General features: G+C 52.7%; 16 protein-coding genes. 11 read left to right on the plus strand and 5 right to left on the minus strand.

The window, feature by feature from the left end; translation table 11 throughout:
• Positions 1–5: 5 nt before the first annotated feature.
• Positions 6–548 carry a cytochrome b6-f complex iron-sulfur subunit gene (petC, locus tag KV190_RS08570; RefSeq protein WP_149817478.1) on the minus strand — a complete coding sequence of 181 codons (543 nt, stop codon included), beginning with the start codon at positions 546–548 and terminating at the stop codon, positions 6–8.
• A gap of 114 nt (positions 549–662) precedes the next feature.
• On the opposite strand from petC, the gene KV190_RS08575 reads away from it, so the two are divergent.
• The 4 genes from KV190_RS08575 (at position 663) to KV190_RS08590 (ending at position 2,589) form a co-directional block, all read left to right on the plus strand.
• Positions 663–983 (plus strand): DUF3067 family protein, encoded by a 321-nt coding sequence (locus tag KV190_RS08575; RefSeq protein WP_181496866.1) that lies wholly within the window; start codon positions 663–665, stop codon positions 981–983.
• A 229-nt stretch (positions 984–1,212) separates the two neighbouring features.
• On the plus strand, positions 1,213–1,698 hold the full coding sequence (gene apcA, locus KV190_RS08580; protein ID WP_149817474.1) for an allophycocyanin subunit alpha: 486 nt from the start codon (positions 1,213–1,215) through the stop codon (positions 1,696–1,698).
• Positions 1,699–1,757: 59 nt separating this feature from the next.
• Complete coding sequence (gene apcB, locus KV190_RS08585) at positions 1,758–2,243, plus strand: allophycocyanin subunit beta (protein ID WP_149817471.1); 486 nt, start codon at positions 1,758–1,760, stop codon at positions 2,241–2,243.
• Between the two features lie 142 nt (positions 2,244–2,385).
• The gene (locus KV190_RS08590) at positions 2,386–2,589 is read left to right on the plus strand and encodes a phycobilisome linker polypeptide (protein ID WP_011056799.1); all 204 of its coding nucleotides are present in this window, start codon (positions 2,386–2,388) and stop codon (positions 2,587–2,589) included.
• 145 nt (positions 2,590–2,734) lie between these two features.
• Here the strand turns inward: KV190_RS08590 and KV190_RS08595 are convergent, their stop codons facing one another.
• Together KV190_RS08595 and tatC are read right to left on the minus strand one after the other, a co-directional pair.
• Entirely contained in the window at positions 2,735–3,070 is a 336-nt protein-coding gene (locus KV190_RS08595) for a carbon dioxide-concentrating mechanism protein CcmK (protein ID WP_024125880.1), read from the minus strand.
• 189 nt (positions 3,071–3,259) lie between these two features.
• Entirely contained in the window at positions 3,260–4,072 is an 813-nt protein-coding gene (gene tatC, locus KV190_RS08600) for a twin-arginine translocase subunit TatC (RefSeq protein WP_460192828.1), read from the minus strand.
• A 225-nt stretch (positions 4,073–4,297) separates the two neighbouring features.
• Between tatC and mfd the strand changes: the two genes are divergently transcribed.
• Positions 4,298–7,726 (plus strand): transcription-repair coupling factor, encoded by a 3,429-nt coding sequence (gene mfd / locus KV190_RS08605; RefSeq protein ID WP_460192830.1) that lies wholly within the window; start codon positions 4,298–4,300, stop codon positions 7,724–7,726.
• Here the strand turns inward: mfd and rfbD are convergent.
• On the minus strand, positions 7,723–8,616 hold the full coding sequence (gene rfbD, locus KV190_RS08610) for a dTDP-4-dehydrorhamnose reductase (RefSeq protein WP_460192832.1): 894 nt from the start codon (positions 8,614–8,616) through the stop codon (positions 7,723–7,725). The genes mfd and rfbD overlap by 4 nt on opposite strands.
• Before the next feature lie 62 nt (positions 8,617–8,678).
• On the opposite strand from rfbD, the gene KV190_RS08615 reads away from it, so the two are divergent.
• A complete protein-coding gene (locus tag KV190_RS08615; protein ID WP_460192834.1) occupies positions 8,679–10,613 on the plus strand; it encodes an ABC1 kinase family protein in 1,935 nt (644 codons plus the stop codon).
• On the opposite strand, the gene KV190_RS08620 is transcribed toward KV190_RS08615, so the two are convergent.
• Positions 10,549–11,661 (minus strand): energy transducer TonB, encoded by a 1,113-nt coding sequence (locus KV190_RS08620; protein ID WP_460192836.1) that lies wholly within the window; start codon positions 11,659–11,661, stop codon positions 10,549–10,551. The genes KV190_RS08615 and KV190_RS08620 overlap by 65 nt on opposite strands.
• Before the next feature lie 137 nt (positions 11,662–11,798).
• On the opposite strand from KV190_RS08620, the gene KV190_RS08625 reads away from it, so the two are divergent.
• The 5 genes from KV190_RS08625 (at position 11,799) to KV190_RS08645 (ending at position 17,420) form a co-directional block, all read left to right on the plus strand.
• Positions 11,799–13,988, plus strand: coding sequence for an argonaute PAZ domain-containing protein (locus tag KV190_RS08625; RefSeq protein WP_460192837.1), 2,190 nt, complete (start codon positions 11,799–11,801; stop codon positions 13,986–13,988).
• Positions 13,989–14,397: 409 nt separating this feature from the next.
• On the plus strand, positions 14,398–14,706 hold the full coding sequence (locus KV190_RS08630; RefSeq protein ID WP_011056791.1) for a carbon dioxide-concentrating mechanism protein CcmK: 309 nt from the start codon (positions 14,398–14,400) through the stop codon (positions 14,704–14,706).
• Positions 14,707–14,802: 96 nt separating this feature from the next.
• Positions 14,803–15,144: a carbon dioxide-concentrating mechanism protein CcmK gene (locus KV190_RS08635; RefSeq protein WP_011056790.1), complete on the plus strand. Its 342-nt coding sequence runs from the start codon at positions 14,803–14,805 to the stop codon at positions 15,142–15,144.
• Positions 15,144–15,443 carry a EutN/CcmL family microcompartment protein gene (locus KV190_RS08640; protein ID WP_149817455.1) on the plus strand — a complete coding sequence of 100 codons (300 nt, stop codon included), beginning with the start codon at positions 15,144–15,146 and terminating at the stop codon, positions 15,441–15,443. Before KV190_RS08635 ends, KV190_RS08640 begins: the two co-directional genes overlap by 1 nt.
• Before the next feature lie 18 nt (positions 15,444–15,461).
• Positions 15,462–17,420: a ribulose bisphosphate carboxylase small subunit gene (locus KV190_RS08645; protein ID WP_460192840.1), complete on the plus strand. Its 1,959-nt coding sequence runs from the start codon at positions 15,462–15,464 to the stop codon at positions 17,418–17,420.
• Positions 17,421–17,439 lie beyond the last annotated feature (19 nt).

The following is a 17,439-nucleotide window of genomic DNA, read 5'->3' on the forward strand; positions in this document are numbered from 1 at the left end:
TCGTTTTACGTCCACCAAGGTTCTTTGCCCGTGCGGAAATCGGTTTCCGTCCAAGGGGTAAACACCAGTTTGTCATCTTCGGTAACCGTGGCATTCACCAGTGCCAAGGAGAGGGGAGCAGGGCCACGCACCACTTTACCCGTGCTGTCGTATTGAGAGCCGTGGCAGGGGCAAATGAACTTGTTTTCACTGACATTCCAAGGCACCACGCAGCCAAGGTGAGTGCAGACGGCATTCAAGCCATAATTGGCAATTTGGTGATCCTCAGTAACAATCACGTAGGTGGGATCCCCTTTAATCCCTTGGGCAAGGGAGCGATCGCCCGGCAGGTGCTTCGTCAGGTAGTCGGAAACCTTAATATCGTTGCCCAATGCATCCTTGGCAACCACACCACCACCCGTGCCGCCACTGGAGGGCGGAATGAAATACTTGACGACAGGGTACAGAGCGCCCAACGCCGTACCGGTGATGGTACCAAACGTCAGCAGGTTCATAAACTGTCGCCGCCCCATATCGGGCACATCAGACATTCCAGAAACTTGAGCCATGGTTTACGCTTATTTACTAAGGAATCGAAACGGACAGCCGTAAAATAATTACGTTTGTTAACTATTATCACACTGTCCGAGCCGTCCTAGCCGCAAGGGCTGAAATTCTTGCCAATGCTGACGCCCCTCACTGGTGATGAACTCCATGCCTTGCTCCTGCGCAAATGGGGGCGCTCCTTTGACCTTCAGTTTCGTCGCGTTGGCGATCGCATCTTTTTGCAGGTGATGTGGCGCTACCTCGAGCAGGCCTCTTATCCCGATACGCCTGAAGACTATGCTGCCCACCTTGGGGCGATCGCGCAGCACCTCAACGACTGGGGCTGTGCCCAGCAAGTTTGCACCTTTATTGAGACCACCCGTGAGAAACCCCGCCTCGGCAAGGCCGTAAATATTCCCCTCGACCTTGGCACCCGCATTATCGAATGGCTGGAATAGCCGCTCCTAGCAGATTTTTGAAAAAATGTTAAGAATGTTAAAAAGGATTGCGATGATGTGGGAGATGTCCCCCCTATGCCTGAGAATGTTTGCGGAAGGTTACGTCAGCCCGTCGGGTCAATCGCCGTACCTATCTCTCCTGCAGGAGTGCGGTGAGTCGTAACATTCCAATGGCAGATGCCACATTATCAAGACCCTTGTTTTACAATTCCAACTTTGGAGGAACTCAATGAGCGTCGTCACGAAATCGATCGTGAATGCAGATGCCGAGGCCCGTTACCTCAGCCCCGGTGAACTGGATCGCATTAAAAGCTTTGTCAGCACCGGCGAGCGCCGTCTGCGCATTGCCCAAACCCTGACCGAAAACCGCGAGCGGATTGTCAAGCAAGCGGGCGATCAACTCTTCCAAAAACGGCCTGATGTGGTCTCCCCCGGTGGCAATGCCTACGGTGAAGAAATGACCGCCACCTGCCTGCGTGACCTCGACTACTACCTGCGGCTTGTGACCTACGGTATTGTTGCGGGCGATGTCACCCCCATCGAAGAAATTGGTTTGGTGGGTGTGCGTGAAATGTACAACTCCCTCGGCACCCCCATTCCTGCTGTGGCCGAAGGGATTCGCGCCATGAAGAACGTTGCTTCCTCGCTGCTGTCTGCCGAAGATGCCGCTGAAGCCGGTTCTTACTTTGACTTCGTGATTGGCGCCATGCAGTAGGTCGCCTCAGCATCCTTCATTGATCCATCATCCAAATCAGTTTTTGAGGAAAAAGAACTATGCAAGACGCGATTACCGCTGTCATCAACGCCTCTGACGTGCAAGGCAAATACCTCGACACCGCCGCCATGGAGAAGCTGAAAGCTTACTTCGCAACTGGCGAACTGCGGGTGCGTGCTGCGACCGTGATCAGCGCCAATGCTGCCAATATCGTCAAAGAAGCAGTGGCCAAATCTCTGCTCTACTCTGACATCACCCGTCCCGGTGGCAACATGTATACCACCCGTCGCTATGCCGCCTGTATCCGCGACCTCGACTACTACCTGCGCTATGCCACCTATGCCATGCTGGCTGGGGATCCTTCCATCCTCGATGAGCGGGTGCTCAATGGGTTGAAAGAAACCTACAACTCCTTGGGTGTGCCCATCGCTGCTACGGTGCAAGCCATCCAAGCCATGAAAGAAGTCACCGCCAGCTTGGTGGGTGCCGATGCCGGCAAAGAAATGGGCATCTACTTTGACTACATCTGCTCTGGCTTAAGCTAAGTACAGCTCTCCAGTCGCACATCTGTCTGGGAGTTAGGGGTTAGAGTGTCAGCCTGTCATGGCAATTGTGCTTAAACAGTCTGAGTCTGGCCTTTAGCTCCCAGACGTGTAATCACCCCACACAGATTTGGAGTCCCATCCCATGCGCATGTTCAAAATTACCGCCTGTGTGCCGAGTCAAACCCGTATTCGCACCCAGCGCGAACTGCAAAATACCTATTTCACGAAACTGGTGCCCTACGAAAACTGGTTCCGCGAGCAACAACGCATCCAAAAAATGGGTGGCAAAATTGTGAAAGTGGAACTGTTTACGGGTAAGCCCGGGGTCAACACCGGTCTAGCCTAGGTACCCCTCTAAAACTGTTTCCTAGCGATTTTGAGGCTTCACTGTTGAGATAGTTGATTGGGTGGGTTGCTCCCTTCTGAGGCAATTATCTGAGCGGTGGAGCTTTGCTCATTAGAAAAGCTTTAGAGAACCTTTCCCAAGGCTGCTAAACGAGAAAACGCTCCCAGCCATCGCCATATTGGAACCGCATTTTGGGGAAAACAGCCTCTAAGTTCTCGTGGGGGCGGGGGATCACTGTTGACGACAGATAGAGCGTTTTTTCCTTGGGACTCTGAGCCGGAATCTTCTTGGCAGCTTCCACACCGGCTGCAACCGCAATTTGCACTTCAGAAACGTCGCCGCGCACAATAATTGTCAGGCGAGCACCACTGACTACTTCATAGCCCACAAGGGTAACACGCGCCGCTTTCACCATCACATCGGCAACGGCTAAGGCAGGGGGATGACCCAGTACTTCTACCATCCCAAGGGCAATGGGCATGAAGACCGCTCCTAAACACAAAAATTTGTTAAAATAATGCCATTCTTGCGATCGCGAAGGGATGCACTGATTTGGCAACATCAGCATATCATCTCTATTGATAGCCTTGATAAGTTCGAGGGGCGATCGCGATAATTGATTTTTATCGCCAAAATCATCTTTTCTGATTGAGTCTTTCTTGAGGGTATTTTAAGAACGCCCCACCCCCATCAGCTTGGCCAAGCCAATCCCCGTAAAGTAGAGGGCAAGCAGAGCACCTGCCAAGAGTCCTTGAGTAATCGGATCAATGGAGGGGGTCAAAACCGCTGCCACCGCCACAGCAATAATCACCACGTAGCGCCATTGGCTGAGCATTTGCGGGATCGAGACAATCCCTAGGGCAATGAGCACCAACTGCAGAATGGGGACTTGGAAGGCGAGGCCAGTGGCAAGAAGCAATAGCAAAATAAAATCCACATAGCGATCGATCGACCACAGTTGCTCAACCACATCTGCCCCATAGTTAATAAAAAAGCCGAGGGCTGCGGGTGCCAAGAGGGTATAGGCAAAGGCCAAACCGGCAATAAAGAGAATGGATGAACCAAAAACCACCGGTGCCAGTAAGCGTTGCTCACGCCGTGTCAATCCCGGCAGGATAAAACGGATAGCTTGGTAGAGAATCATCGGCGTCGCGAGGAGGATGCCACTGTAGGCTGCCGCTTTACAGGAGACAAAAAAGTACTCCCCCGGACTCAGTTGCAGGAATTTCGCACCATGGGCTGGTTTTTCAAGGAACTGAATGATCCAGCGGACTTGGGTAAAGCAGAGAACAATCGTGACAGCAACAGTACCGAGGACAACAAAGAGCCGCTGCCGCAACTCCTCAAGGTGATCCCAGAGGGACATTTCCACCTCGTTGGGCAGTTCATCCTCAGGGTCAATGGGGTCGCTTGCCTCAAGGGTGCTGTCAACAATCGCTGAGGATTCTGGAGCCGAACTATCAATATCGGGCGATCGCGTCATTCAATCTCTGCAATTCCTACTCTTTCACAATTATGAAGGAAGTGCCCACGGGGTTCCACCCTCTCTTCAGCAGTGATGTAGAAAAGGCCTGTAGCTAGAGTTTTCTGAATCCTTGTCCTGCTTTTTACAATGATAAGAGAGCGTGAGAATTATAATGCGTGAACACTGCCCCAAGGGGTGGCGATTCAATTCTCAAGTCTTGATCACCTGCACTGACACTCGTCTATGTCCTTAATGGCAATTCCCCGCAGTTGGGGTAAGCTGCCGCTGACGGCTGAACTGCTCAGCAAATTACAACACCAACGGGAACTTGTCCTCACGGGGATGCCCCGCCTTGTCAAGGGCTTTGTGGCCACCACATTGGCGCAGCAGCGTCAGCAATCGCTGTGTGTGATTACTTCCACCCTAGAGGAGGGGGGACGCTGGGCAGCGCAATTGGAACTCATGGGCTGGGATGCGGTTCTCTTTTACCCGACATCGGAGGCCTCTCCCTATGACCCCTTTGACTTGGAAGCGGAGATGGTCTGGGGGCAACTGCAAGTTCTCGTCGAGAGCGATCGCCCCAATATTGCAATTGTCACCACGGAACGGGCACTGCAACCCCATTTACCGCCACCAGAGCAGTTTCGTGCCGCCTGTCTAACCTTACAGGTGGGTCAAGAGCACTCCCTAGGGGAGGTGGCCACCGCCTTGGCCGCTCTGGGGTATGAGCGGGTTTCCCTAGTGGAAACGGAAGGCCAATGGAGTCGGCGCGGCGACATTGTGGATATTTTCCCCGTCTCGGCGGAGCTACCGGTGCGCTTGCAGTGGTTTGGCGATGAGATTGAGTCGATTCGCGAGTTTGATCCAGTCAGTCAACGCTCCCTACACACCGAGGGCGATCGCCTTGATGCCCTTGAGCAGGTGACCCTGACGCCCATTAGTTTTACCCCCCTGATTGCCCAAGTCCTGCGGGCAGCGGATCACGCCCATCTCATTCCAGAGGATCAGGAGGGACTGCGGCGCTATCTGGGGGTGGCCTTTCCGCAGCCGGCTTCGCTCTTGGATTATTTGCCTGCCCAAACCCTCATTGCCGTGGATGAACCGCCCCTCTGTGCTGCCCATGGCGATCGCTGGTATGAACACACTCACGCCTACTGGCAAAGCCTTGAAACGCCACCCCCCGCCATCCATCGTCCGTGGTCGGCCAGTGCCCAAGCCCTCGAGCGGTTTCAACGGCTGCACCTCTATGAACTGGCCAGTGAGGGACTCGGTCTCAATTTGTCAGCCCGGGCAGTTCCAGCGATTCCCCACCAATTTGGTCGCTTGGCGGCAACCCTGCGGGAGGAACGGGACAAGGGGTACATGGTGTGGTTGGTCTCTGCGCAGCCGAGTCGTTCTGTAGCACTGTTGCAGGAGCACGATTGCCCCGCCCAGTTTGTGCCCAATCCCAAGGACTTTCCGGCCATTGATAAGCTGCAACAGCAGCGACTGCCCATTGCCCTCAAAGCCAGTGGTCTAGCGGAAATTAGTGGCTTTATTTTGCCCACGTTCCGCACAGTACTGGTGAGCGATCGCGAGTTCTTTGGCCAGCACAACTTGGTCAACCTTGGCTATGTACGCAAACGCCGCCGCGCTGCTGCCAAACAGGTGGATCTCAACAAGCTCCAGCCGGGGGACTACGTCGTCCATCGCCAACACGGCATTGGCCAGTTCCTGCGCTTGGAAACGCTAACCATTAATAATGAAACCCGTGAGTATCTTGCCCTGCAATATGCCGATGGCATTCTCCGCGTTGCTGCCGATCAACTGAATAGTCTCTCCCGCTACCGCAAACAGAGCGATGGCGTCCCCCAACTCAATAAGTTAACGGGCAACACTTGGGAACGGACCAAAGCCCGGGTACGCAAGGCCATTAAGAAAGTGGCGGTGGATCTGCTACAACTCTATGCCCAACGTGCCCAACAACAGGGCTTTGCTTTCCCCCCGGATACGCCGTGGCAGCAGGAGATGGAGGACTCGTTTCCCTATCAGCCCACCCCCGATCAACTCAAGGCCATTCAAGAGGTCAAGGCCGATATGGAGAGCGATCGCCCCATGGATCGGCTGGTCTGCGGTGATGTTGGCTTTGGCAAAACCGAAGTGGCCATTCGCGCCATTTTCAAAGCCGTGATGGCGGGCAAACAGGTGGTGGTTCTCGCCCCCACAACGATTCTGACGCAGCAGCATTACCACACCCTCAAGGAACGCTTTGCCCCCTATCCGATTCAAGTGGGACTCCTCAACCGCTTTCGCAGTGAGCGGGAGCGCCAAGACATCCTACAAAAACTCAAAACCGGCGAAATTGATGTTGTGGTGGGTACCCATCAACTGCTGAGCAAGAGCGTTAAATTTCGGGACCTAGGGCTACTGGTGGTGGATGAAGAACAACGCTTTGGCGTCAACCAAAAGGAGAAAATCAAAGCCCTGAAAACCCAAGTGGATGTCCTTACCCTGAGTGCGACACCGATTCCGCGCACCCTCTATATGGCCCTGTCGGGGGTTCGGGAAATGAGCCTGATCACGACACCCCCCCCCTCGCGGCGCCCGATTCAAACCCACCTTGCTCCCTATGACCCAGAAACGGTGCGCAGTGCGATTCGCCAAGAATTGGATCGCGGGGGTCAAGTGTTCTATGTCGTGCCGCGGGTTGAAGGAATTGAGGAGGTGGCGGCAAAGCTGCAAGGGATGGTGCCCAGTGCCCGTATTCTCATTGCCCATGGCCAGATGGCGGAGGGGGAACTGGAATCCACGATGCTTGGCTTTAGCAATGGCGAGGCCGATATTCTTGTCTGTACGACCATCATTGAGTCCGGCTTGGATATTCCCCGCGTCAATACGATTTTGGTGGAGGATGCGCAGCGGTTTGGCTTGGCACAGCTTTATCAACTGCGGGGTCGGGTTGGCCGAGCGGGCATTCAAGCCCATGCGTGGTTATTTTACCCCCGCCAAGAGGTGCTCACCGATGCCGCCCGTCAACGACTGCGGGCAATTCAGGAGTTTACCCAACTGGGATCGGGCTACCAACTGGCGATGCGAGACATGGAAATTCGTGGTGTCGGCAATCTCCTAGGGGCAGAGCAGCACGGTCAACTGGACAGTGTTGGCTTTGATTTGTACGTGGAACTGCTCGAGGAGGCGATCGCCGAAATTCGCGGCCAAGATATTCCCACCGTTGACGATACCCAAGTGGATCTCAATGTCACTGCCTTTATTCCCGCCGACTATATGCCCGATCTGGAGCAAAAGATGGCCGCCTACCGCGCAGTGTCCGCTGCAACGACAAAAGAAGACCTGATGCAATTGGCAGCAGAGTGGAGCGATCGCTATGGGGCATTGCCCAAATCAGTTCAGCAACTGCTGCGGGTGGTCGAACTCAAGCAACTGGCACGTCAGTGTGGCATTAGTCGCATTCGTCCCGAAGGGAAGCAGCACGTGATCCTTGAAACCCCGATGGCCGAACCCGCATGGAAACTGCTCCTAGAGCAACTGCCCACGCATCTCCAAAGTCGGTTTGTCTATAGTCAGGGCAAAATTACCGTGCGGGGTCTAGGGACGCAACCCGTAGAGAAACAACTAGAGCAGCTCATTGACTGGTTCAGCGAAATGAAAACAACCGTTGCGACGGCTCCCTAAAGAACAGATTGCGGATCCAGTTGGTCTAAAAGGGGCTGAAGAACCGCTTCCCAAGGGGGGAGGGGCGTCCCCAAAACCGCCTCTAACTTCTCGCAGTTGAGGGTGGAAAAGGCAGGGCGTTTGGCTGGTGTCGGATACTCACTGCTGGGAATCGCCTCTAGGGTGGCAGTTGCATAGCCCTCAGTACGCAGGTGATCAAAAATTTTTGCCGCAAAGCCATACCAACTGGTACTGCCTCGGGGCGTCAGGTGATAGAGGCCGCTCAGGGAGGGATCCGCCTGCCAGCGTTGAAGCAGTTGATAGGTGACTTGGGCAATGAAGGGGGCAGCCGTGGGCGTACCGATTTGATCGGCCACCACCCGAACCAGAGGACGAGTTTGGGCAAGGCGAACCATTGTGCGCAAAAAGTTCTTGCCCCGCAGGTCATAAACCCAACTGGTACGTAAGATCAGGTGGGCGGGGTGATGGCTGGCGATCGCCTGCTCTCCTAGCCACTTACTGTAGCCATAGGCATTGAGGGGGGCAGTGGCATCGGTTTCGCGATAGGGCTGCGATTGAGTACCAGCAAAGACATAATCGGTCGAGTAGTGAATCAACCGCCCCCCCACTGTTGCCAGCGTTTCTGCCAAAAGACCTACGGCAGTACCATTAATCCGTTGTGCCCGTTCCGGTTCCTGTTCCGCCTGATCCACGGCCGTATAGGCCGCCGCATTGATCACCACATCGGGCTGCAGGGTTTTCAGTAAGCGGGGAATGGCCTCTAAATCTTCCAAGTCTAGCGTTACGGCAGTGTCTTGGCGAGCAATGGGAATGACTTCAACGCCGGGGGGTGCCTGCTGCACCAATTGCCAGCCCACTTGTCCCGTTGCCCCCAAAATGACTAGCCGCATTTTCCGCACTCCTTGATGATGAACTGATTGTTAAAATACTTTAAGAGTTTGCGCGACTGCCCATGAATACGGCAATTGTCCCCAGTGATTCCGCGCCCCAAGAGATTGCGATCGCGGCTGAAACCCTTCCCAATGATTCGGAGACCTTTCAACCCTACGATCCCGTGGCCATTGATGCCTACTATCGGCAGCGGCCTTTACTGGTCTTGAGTCGCTGGTTGCGGATTCTCTGGCCAGTGTTTTGGCTGCTCTTTAATCGTTGGTGGGATAGGGTCACAGGCCAAAGCAAGCAAAATCAACACCAGCGGGCGATCGCCCTGCGGGAAACCCTCACCCGCCTTGGCCCTGCCTATATCAAAGTGGGACAAGCCCTCTCCACCCGTCCGGATCTGTTGCCAGCGGTCTATTTGGAAGAATTAACAAAACTCCAAGATCAGTTGCCACCCTTCCCCAATGAAGTGGCCTTTCAGTTTATTGAAGAGGAATTGGGCGCCCCCCCCAGTGAGCTTTTTGCTGAACTGAGTGATCATCCCATTGCCGCTGCATCCTTGGGACAGGTGTATCGCGGCAAACTCCACAGCGGCGAAGAGGTGGCCGTGAAAGTGCAGCGCCCCGGCTTGGCAGAAAGTATCACTTTGGACATTTACATTCTGCGGGGGGTGGCCTATTGGGCAAAACGCCTGATCAAGGAGATTCGCAGTGATTTAGTGGCCATTCTCGATGAATTTGCTGGCCGCCTCTTTGAGGAAATGGACTATACCCAAGAGGGACGGAATGCCGAACGCTTTGCCCGCCTCTATGGCCACCTCACCGATGTCTATATTCCCAAGATTTACTGGAATTACACGCGGCGGCGGGTACTGACGATGGAGTGGGTAACAGGGGTCAAACTCAACCAACCGCAGCAAATTCAGGCCTTGGGGATTGATCCGCGCTACATGGTGTATGTGGGGGTGCAGTGCTCCCTGCGGCAGTTGCTCGAACATGGCTTTTTCCATGCGGATCCGCATCCGGGGAATCTGTTGGCCATGCCCAGCGGCAAATTGGCCTATCTCGACTTTGGCATGATGAGTGAGATTGCCCCAGAGCAGCGCTATGGCTTGCTGAATGCCATTGTCCACATTGTTAACCGTGAGTACGAAAGCCTTGCCTACGACTATGTTCGTTTAGGGTTCCTAACCCCCGATACAGATCTAGAACCAATTATTCCGGCGCTGGCCTTGGTCTTTGAGGATGCCTTGGGGGCGAGTGTCTCGGAACTGAATATCCAACGCATTTTCGATCGCCTGTCAGAGGTGATGTACGAGTATCCCTTTCAGGTGCCCGCCTATTATGCCTTGATTGTGCGATCGCTCCTGACCATGGAAGGAATTGCCATGGGCGTTGACCCCAACTTTAAGGTACTCAGTGCCGCCTATCCCTACATTGCCAAGCGACTGCTCACGGATCCTGCCCCAGAGTTGCGCACGAGTCTTACGAATCTGCTCCTCAAGGATGGTCAATTTCGCTGGACGCGCCTAGAAAATCTGCTGCGCAATGCCCGCGAGAGCCGTGACTATGACTTTAATGTGGTGCTGGAGCAGGCGTTGGATTTTCTCTTTTCAGAGCGAGGAGCGGAGTATCGCGATCGCCTAGCGGATGAAATTGTCAAGAGCCTCGACACTTGGGCACGGACAACCATGGGGCAATGGAACCTTGTGCAACTATTACCCCTCGTCACCCGGCCAGTACCCGCAACGGCAAGTTCCAACATCGTCAGTGAAGCCAATGCCCTAGAGCATTTGCGCCGCATTTTCAGCATTTTGCAGGATACCCCCGGTTTTGACTGGGGCAAAGTTATCCCTGCGATTCTGCGGATCATTGTGCGGCCAGAGGTGCAGCAAATGGGTCAGCGTATTGTCAATGGCCTTCTCCAACGGGCGATCGCCCGCTTTATTCGGGAGATGTTGCTGGCGGACTCGCAGCCGGCGCTTCAGACGACGAGTTTGTCCCGCTAGATTCCGGTGGGGGTGGCACCTCTTCAGGGGGTGTAGGTGCTGGTGAGGCTTCACTGGCAGGAGCTGGGCTAGGGGTTCGCGGCGGCGGGGCAGGTGTGGGTGCTGCTGGTTGTGGTCTAGGAGTGGGGGCGGGTTGCTGACCTCGGCAGACTTCGGGGCGATACTCAAAGGCAAAGGTGAGGGCTAAGGCTTGGTACTGCCCTGTAGCCTCAAAGGATTGCTGACGTACCCGTTCTAAGGCGGCTTGATCGAGGAGTGCAGAACCACTGCTGCGAATAATCTGCGGATTGCGGGTGAGTAAACCCGTTTCTGGGGCGGCATTGGCAGGGAGCAATTCACCTTGGGGAGTGACCACCACTGCAACCGTTGTTTCCCCTTGCAGGCGATCGCCACAGGCCTCTTGGGGATAAAAGTCCGTAATCCGCTGGGCTAGGTTCACCCGCAGATTGGTGGTGTTGAGGGTCAACCGTGTTTGATTAAACCACCGCGATAACGCTGCCGCTGCTTCCCCCTCTGTGGTTGCTACGGGTTCTTCAGGGGTGGGTTCAGGCGTAGGCGTCGGTGAGACTAGTTCCGGGGCAACGGCCACATCTTCATTCGGAGTTGTCGGGATAACGGGTAAGGGGCGGGCGGGCGGGGGCAATTGCCATAGCGGCGGCAAAGGTTGCAGTGGTACTGGATTGGGTAGGGGCGGCAGTTCCGTCAGCGGCGGCAAGGGGGGTAGGGGTGCCAAGGGGGCAAAGGAAAGGGGGGGTGGCTCAATACCTGTAAACGGCAGAGGCGGTGGTGTGGTCGTGGCAAGGGGCGGCAGTTCGGTGGGCAAGAGCGGTTCGATAGAGGGTAAGTCCGCTTCTAGTTCGGGAGAAAGGCTGACCAAGGGCACCAGTTGATCACTGGCCAATTCTGGGGGGGTGGGTTCGGGCACACGCACAAAGGAGAGGATAAGAGCATGCAAAAGAATTGAACTGGCGATCGCCAGCCGTGTTGGCTCCCACACTGGCCACTGAGAAACCCTTTGCCAAATCGGTTGAATTGGTAGCCGCAGCATACAAGACACTCCACACCCGCGAATATCCACGACGATTCTATCTTGGCTGATTCTCCCTAATACCCAGCGAGACTTGCTACGATAAGCGAATAATCCCATCCTAATATGGCCTGATGCCAATACATTTTCCATCAACGATGTCCGCCCAATTTCAAGAAGTTGAAGTTACACTCAATCGTTTTTTCGTGAAAAATCTGACTCAACCAGATCTCACATTTCATGAATACCAATGCCAATTTACTCAAGTACCAGAACAAGGTAGCGAGCAAAAAGCCCTTTCCAGCGTTTGCTACAAACTAGGGGTAACTGCCGTTCGACTAGGGAGCCGCATTATTACAAGGGAGCTTATTGATCCTAGTAGGATGCAAACTCAGGATTGGCAGTTACAGCAAATAGGATGTAGAGAACTCAGTTGTCAAAATAATCATGAAAGGCAAGCACTGGAATCCTTTGAACGAAAAATCCTAGAACGCAAATTAAAAGAAAAATTTAAGAAAACCACAATTGAAAAAGATTATGAAGTCGGATTAATTTGGTGGATTTCTGACCAAGAAGGACTAGAAAAAAGCGGCCATGGCTGGGAAGTACATAGAGGTAGAGAAATCAATCTTACAATAGATAAAGACGGAAAATTATACTTAGAAATTGATATTCATCATCGCTTTTATACGCCATTTACACTTGAATGGTGGCTCAGGGAATATCCTTATATTCAAATCAAGTACGTGAGGAATACCTACGAAGATAAACAAAAGTGGATTCTTGAAGATTTTTCAAAAAAAAGTCCAAATGAAATAGAAATAGTAGAGGGAAAGACTTTAGCAGAGTATCACCTTGAAAGAGACGCAACCGAACAAGAAATAAATGAGTCACGGGTTGTAATTGTTAGAAACACTAGCGGCTATAAAGCCAAGCCAGTATATCATCTGTCTCAAAGACTATCACCAAGCCTCACAATGGAAATGTTGGCGCAAATTGCTGAACAAGGAAGAGAAAAAAGCGAAATTCAAGGGGTGTTTGACTATATTAAGAAAAATATTAACCTGCGTTTGCAAGAATCCCGAAAAACAGCCGAGGTCATTTTCAAAAACATCTATAATCTTAGTCATCAACCAGTGCCGATGAAAGTTAACGGCTTTGTCATGCCTCGTGCAAAACTATTAGCTCGCAATAATAAAGAAGTCAATAAAACAGCTAGAATTAGCTCCTGTGGCTGTGCCAAGATTGGTGAAACGCAATTTGGTTGTCTTAATCTTTTTAATAATAAACCTCAATACCCAGAAGAAGTACGCAAATGCTTACTAGAAATAGCAAGAAATAGTGGTACTCGGATACAAATAGACTCTTATTTTACAAAAAGCGAATACCCGAAAGATGATCTGGCTCAACAAAGATTCTGGCAGCAATGGTTTGCTCAAGGAATTAAAACTGTTTTAGTGGTGATGCCTTGGTCGCCCCATGAGGAGAAAACAACGCTGCGGATGCAGGCCTTAAAGGCGGGAATCGCCACTCAGTTCATCATACCAACACCCAAGACTGATGCCTACAAAGCTCTCAACGTCTGCTTGGGACTGTTGTGTAAAGCCAAATGGCAGCCTGTCTATCTAAAACCATTAGATGATCCTGAAGCTGCTGACTTAGTTATCGGTTTTGACACAGGTACAAATCGAAAACTTTACTATGGTACTTCTGCTTTTGCCGTCTTAGCCAATGGTCAAAGCTTGGGTTGGGAGTTACCAGATGTGCAACGGGGAGAAACCTTCTCTAGTCAATCAGTTTGGCAAGTTGTGTCTAAGCTAGTGCTTAAATTCGAAAAAAACTATGGCTCCTGCCCTAAAAAGATACTACTGATGCGCGACGGGCTTGTGCAAGAAGGGGAATTTGAACGAACAATCACAGAACTGACTCATCAAGGTATTGCCGTCGATGTTCTCAGTGTCCGTAAAAGTGGTTCAGGAAGGATGGGACGAGAACTCAATTCAGGCAATAGCGAAATAATCTATCGTGACGCTGAAGTGGGTACGGTGATTTTGGATTCTGAAAGTGACTCATTTATATTACAAAGCAGCGAGGCCATCAAGACGAAAACTGGTTCCATTGGTAGTGCTAGACCTCTGCGGGTTGTGCGTCACTATGGCAATACCCCTTTAGAGCTACTGGCCTTACAGACCTATCACTTGACTCAATTGCATCCTGCTAGCGGATTTCGCTCTTGCCGACTGCCTTGGGTACTGCACTTAGCCGATAGAAGTAGCAAAGAGTTTCAGCGCATTGGTCAGATCAGCGTTTTACAGAACATTGATCGCGAAAAGTTGATTGCTGTTTGATAGAACAATAGAATTTGATCTAGTAAAACATAGATCAACATTGAAATACTCTATGCAATTTGCCCAAACGCAACCAGAACCCTCTTAATCGAGCAATCAGTCTATGAGGAGATCACTAGTTTTAGATAAAATTCTATGGATTAACCGATTCGTATTGACTTGTCTTGGGTTGAAAGGGGTGTCAAGGGCTTAAAATTAGATTTGATAATATGAGAAACTAGAAAAGATTATCAATCATTATATTGTCAAAAGAAACCCCTCACCCTATGCTTGTTTTAGAGATAAAAAGACGGTGATTAACGTCACGATAACAATCGGCTATCCCGTCATTATTTTCTGTAGCGATCGCTCTGATTGCAACTCTAGCTTTTGTACTGCTTACCCTTATTCTAATTAGGAGAGCTTACTCATGCCAATTGCTGTGGGAATGATTGAAACGCGCGGATTCCCCGCCGTCGTCGAAGCAGCAGACGCAATGGTAAAAGCCGCTCGGGTCACCCTTGTGGGCTACGAAAAGATTGGGAGTGGTCGGGTCACCGTGATTGTGCGGGGTGATGTCTCCGAAGTACAAGCCTCAGTGGCTGCTGGGGTTGATTCTGCCAAACGGGTCAATGGCGGCGAGGTGCTGTCCACGCACATCATTGCTCGTCCCCACGAAAACCTTGAGTACGTATTGCCCATTCGCTATACCGAGGCAGTGGAGCAATTCCGAAACTAAAGGGTTGGGCAGTTTGGTGGAGTTTTCAGTTGCATCGCTTATCGATCCTCTGGTTCTTTTAGTTCTTTACTTGTTTGACGTTTAGGAGTTATTACAATGGCAATTGCCGTCGGTATGATTGAAACCCTTGGTTTCCCCGCAGTGGTGGAAGCCGCAGACGCAATGGTGAAAGCTGCTCGTGTTACCCTCGTGGGCTACGAAAAAATCGGCAGTGGTCGGGTGACCGTGATTGTCCGTGGCGATGTGTCTGAAGTGCAGGCTTCGGTTGCGGCGGGGGTTGAAAACGTGAAGCGTGTGAATGGGGGTCAGGTGCTCTCCACCCACATCATTGCGCGTCCCCACGAAAACCTCGAATACGTCCTGCCCATTCGCTACACCGAAGCGGTGGAACAATTCCGCGAAAGCGTTAGCGGTATCCGCCCGATGGGTCGCCCATAGTGAAAATCGCGCGAGTGTGCGGCACCGTTACCAGTACTCAAAAAGAAGACACCTTAACGGGAGTCAAGTTTCTCGTCTTGCAATATTTGGGTGAGGACGGCGAATTTTTACCCGACTACGAAGTGGCTGCGGATACGGTTGGTGCAGGACAGGATGAGTGGGTATTGGTAAGCCGAGGCAGTGCCGCCCGCTGTATTATCAATGGCACCGACAAACCCATTGACGCAGCCGTTGTCGCCATTATTGACACCGTAAGTCGGGATAATTATTTGCTCTACAGCAAACGTACCCAGTATTAGCATTGGAGACTTCTCCCTATGGCGGTTCAAAGCTATGCGGCACCTCCGACGCCGTGGTCTAGGGATTTAGCGGAGCCAGAGATTGCCCCCACGGCTTACGTCCACTCCTTTAGTAACCTGATCGGCGATGTCCGCATCAAAGATTATGTTCACATCGCACCCGGCACGTCCATTCGTGCCGATGAAGGAACGCCCTTCCACATTGGCTCCCGCACCAACATTCAAGATGGCGTTGTCATCCACGGCCTCCAGCAGGGACGAGTAATTGGCGATGATGGCCAAGAGTATTCTGTCTGGATTGGTGATAATGCCTCAATTACCCACATGGCCTTGATCCACGGCCCTGCCTACATTGGTGATGGCTGTTTTATTGGCTTTCGTTCGACGGTCTTTAATGCCCGGATTGGCGCGGGCTGTGTGGTGATGATGCACGTCCTCATTCAGGATGTGGAGATTCCACCGGGAAAATATGTGCCTTCGGGAATGGTGATCACGACGCAGCAGCAAGCCGATCGCCTGCCGAATGTGGAAGAGTCGGATATTCACTTTGCCCAGCACGTGGTTGGCATCAATGAAGCGCTGCTATCGGGGTACCAGTGTGCTGAGAATATTGCCTGTATTGCCCCGATTCGCAATGAACTCCAGCGTCAAGAAGACCCACCCATCCTACACGTTGAAACGCTCACTGGGGAAAAGAACACCATGACCGCAGATTATGGGACTCACGTCCGCCAATTGTTGCAGCAGGGATACCAAATCAGCTTGGAATATGCCGATGCGCGGCGGTATCGCACTAGCTCTTGGCAGAGTTGCCCAACGTTGACGGGGCGGCAGGAGTCTCAGGTGATGGCGGCGATCGCCCAACTCCTCAAGGAACACGAGGGCGAGTATGTGCGCCTGATCGGTGTCGATCCTAAGGCCAAGCGTCGCGTTTTTGAGGAAATTATTCAACGCCCCGGTCAAGCGCCTGTGGCCAGTACCAGTAGCTATCGTCCTAGCGCAACCGTGAGTGCAGCCCCAGTGGGTTCCCTCGATCCCTCCGTTGTGGCTCAGGTGCGGCAGTTACTTCAGCAGGGCTATCAAATTGGCACGGAGCACGCCGATGCCCGCCGTTATCGCACCAGTTCTTGGACGAGTTGTGCCCCGATTCAAGCAAAGCAGGAACGGGAAGTGCTCGCTGCCCTTGAGGCCTGCCTCCAAGAACATGCAGGGGAATATGTGCGCTTGATTGGCATTGATCAAAAGCAAAAGCGGCGCGTCCTCGAGCAAATTATTCAGCGACCCGATGGCGCGGTGGCGATCGCCACAAAAGCAGCTACCCCCGCGGCTACTAGCCCTGTCTCCGTCAGTGCGGGCGGCAATGAAACCGTTCTCAGTGCCGATCTCCTAAACCAAATTCAAGACCTCTTGCGTCAAGGCTGCCAAGTCACCACCGAGTACGCCGACCAGCGTCGCTTCCGTACCAGTTCTTGGCAAAGCGGCATCAAAATTACCTCGGCGCAGCAGCTCAATGACCTCAGTGCCTTCCTTGCTGAGCACCAGCGGGACTATGTCCGCCTCGTAGGTGTCAATCCCCAAGCCAAACAGCGGGTACTGGAAACCATTATTCACCGTCCTAATGGCAAAGCCGCCAGCAATGGCAGTAGCACCCGTGGTCAAGGGTTCGCACCGCGCCCAACCGCCGCCAGTCAAGGAAGCACTAGCACTCATAACCTCAGTCAAGAGGTGGTCGAACAAGTACAGCAACTGCTGCAACAGGGCTATACCCTCGGCCTCGAACATGTGGATACTCGTCGCTACCGCACCAACTCTTGGCAAAGTGGCCCGCGCATTGAGGCCAAAAATCTCAATGAAGCTCTTGCTGCGATTCAGGCTTGCCTGCAAGAATACAGTGGCGAGTATGTGCGGCTGATTGGCATTAATCCTGCCGGTAAGCAGCGGGTAGCCGAAATCCTGCTCCAACAGGCTGCTAAGTAGCCCTCCCTGTGAGGTGCCC

It is taken from the genome of Thermosynechococcus sp. FA-CM-4201, assembly GCF_054689355.1.

Bases quoted from the DNA above. Each gene is read 5' to 3' on its own strand.
- petC (WP_149817478.1), bottom strand. From the start codon at position 548: ATGGCTCAAGTTTCTGGAATGTCTGATGTGCCCGATATGGGGCGGCGA.
- KV190_RS08575 (WP_181496866.1), top strand. From the start codon at position 663: ATGCTGACGCCCCTCACTGGTGATGAACTCCATGCCTTGCTCCTGCGC.
- apcA (WP_149817474.1), top strand. From the start codon at position 1,213: ATGAGCGTCGTCACGAAATCGATCGTGAATGCAGATGCCGAGGCCCGT.
- apcB (WP_149817471.1), top strand. From the start codon at position 1,758: ATGCAAGACGCGATTACCGCTGTCATCAACGCCTCTGACGTGCAAGGC.
- KV190_RS08590 (WP_011056799.1), top strand. From the start codon at position 2,386: ATGCGCATGTTCAAAATTACCGCCTGTGTGCCGAGTCAAACCCGTATT.
- KV190_RS08595 (WP_024125880.1), bottom strand. From the start codon at position 3,070: ATGCCCATTGCCCTTGGGATGGTAGAAGTACTGGGTCATCCCCCTGCC.
- tatC (WP_460192828.1), bottom strand. From the start codon at position 4,072: ATGACGCGATCGCCCGATATTGATAGTTCGGCTCCAGAATCCTCAGCG.
- mfd (WP_460192830.1), top strand. From the start codon at position 4,298: ATGTCCTTAATGGCAATTCCCCGCAGTTGGGGTAAGCTGCCGCTGACG.
- rfbD (WP_460192832.1), bottom strand. From the start codon at position 8,616: ATGCGGCTAGTCATTTTGGGGGCAACGGGACAAGTGGGCTGGCAATTG.
- KV190_RS08615 (WP_460192834.1), top strand. From the start codon at position 8,679: ATGAATACGGCAATTGTCCCCAGTGATTCCGCGCCCCAAGAGATTGCG.
- KV190_RS08620 (WP_460192836.1), bottom strand. From the start codon at position 11,661: ATGCTGCGGCTACCAATTCAACCGATTTGGCAAAGGGTTTCTCAGTGG.
- KV190_RS08625 (WP_460192837.1), top strand. From the start codon at position 11,799: ATGTCCGCCCAATTTCAAGAAGTTGAAGTTACACTCAATCGTTTTTTC.
- KV190_RS08630 (WP_011056791.1), top strand. From the start codon at position 14,398: ATGCCAATTGCTGTGGGAATGATTGAAACGCGCGGATTCCCCGCCGTC.
- KV190_RS08635 (WP_011056790.1), top strand. From the start codon at position 14,803: ATGGCAATTGCCGTCGGTATGATTGAAACCCTTGGTTTCCCCGCAGTG.
- KV190_RS08645 (WP_460192840.1), top strand. From the start codon at position 15,462: ATGGCGGTTCAAAGCTATGCGGCACCTCCGACGCCGTGGTCTAGGGAT.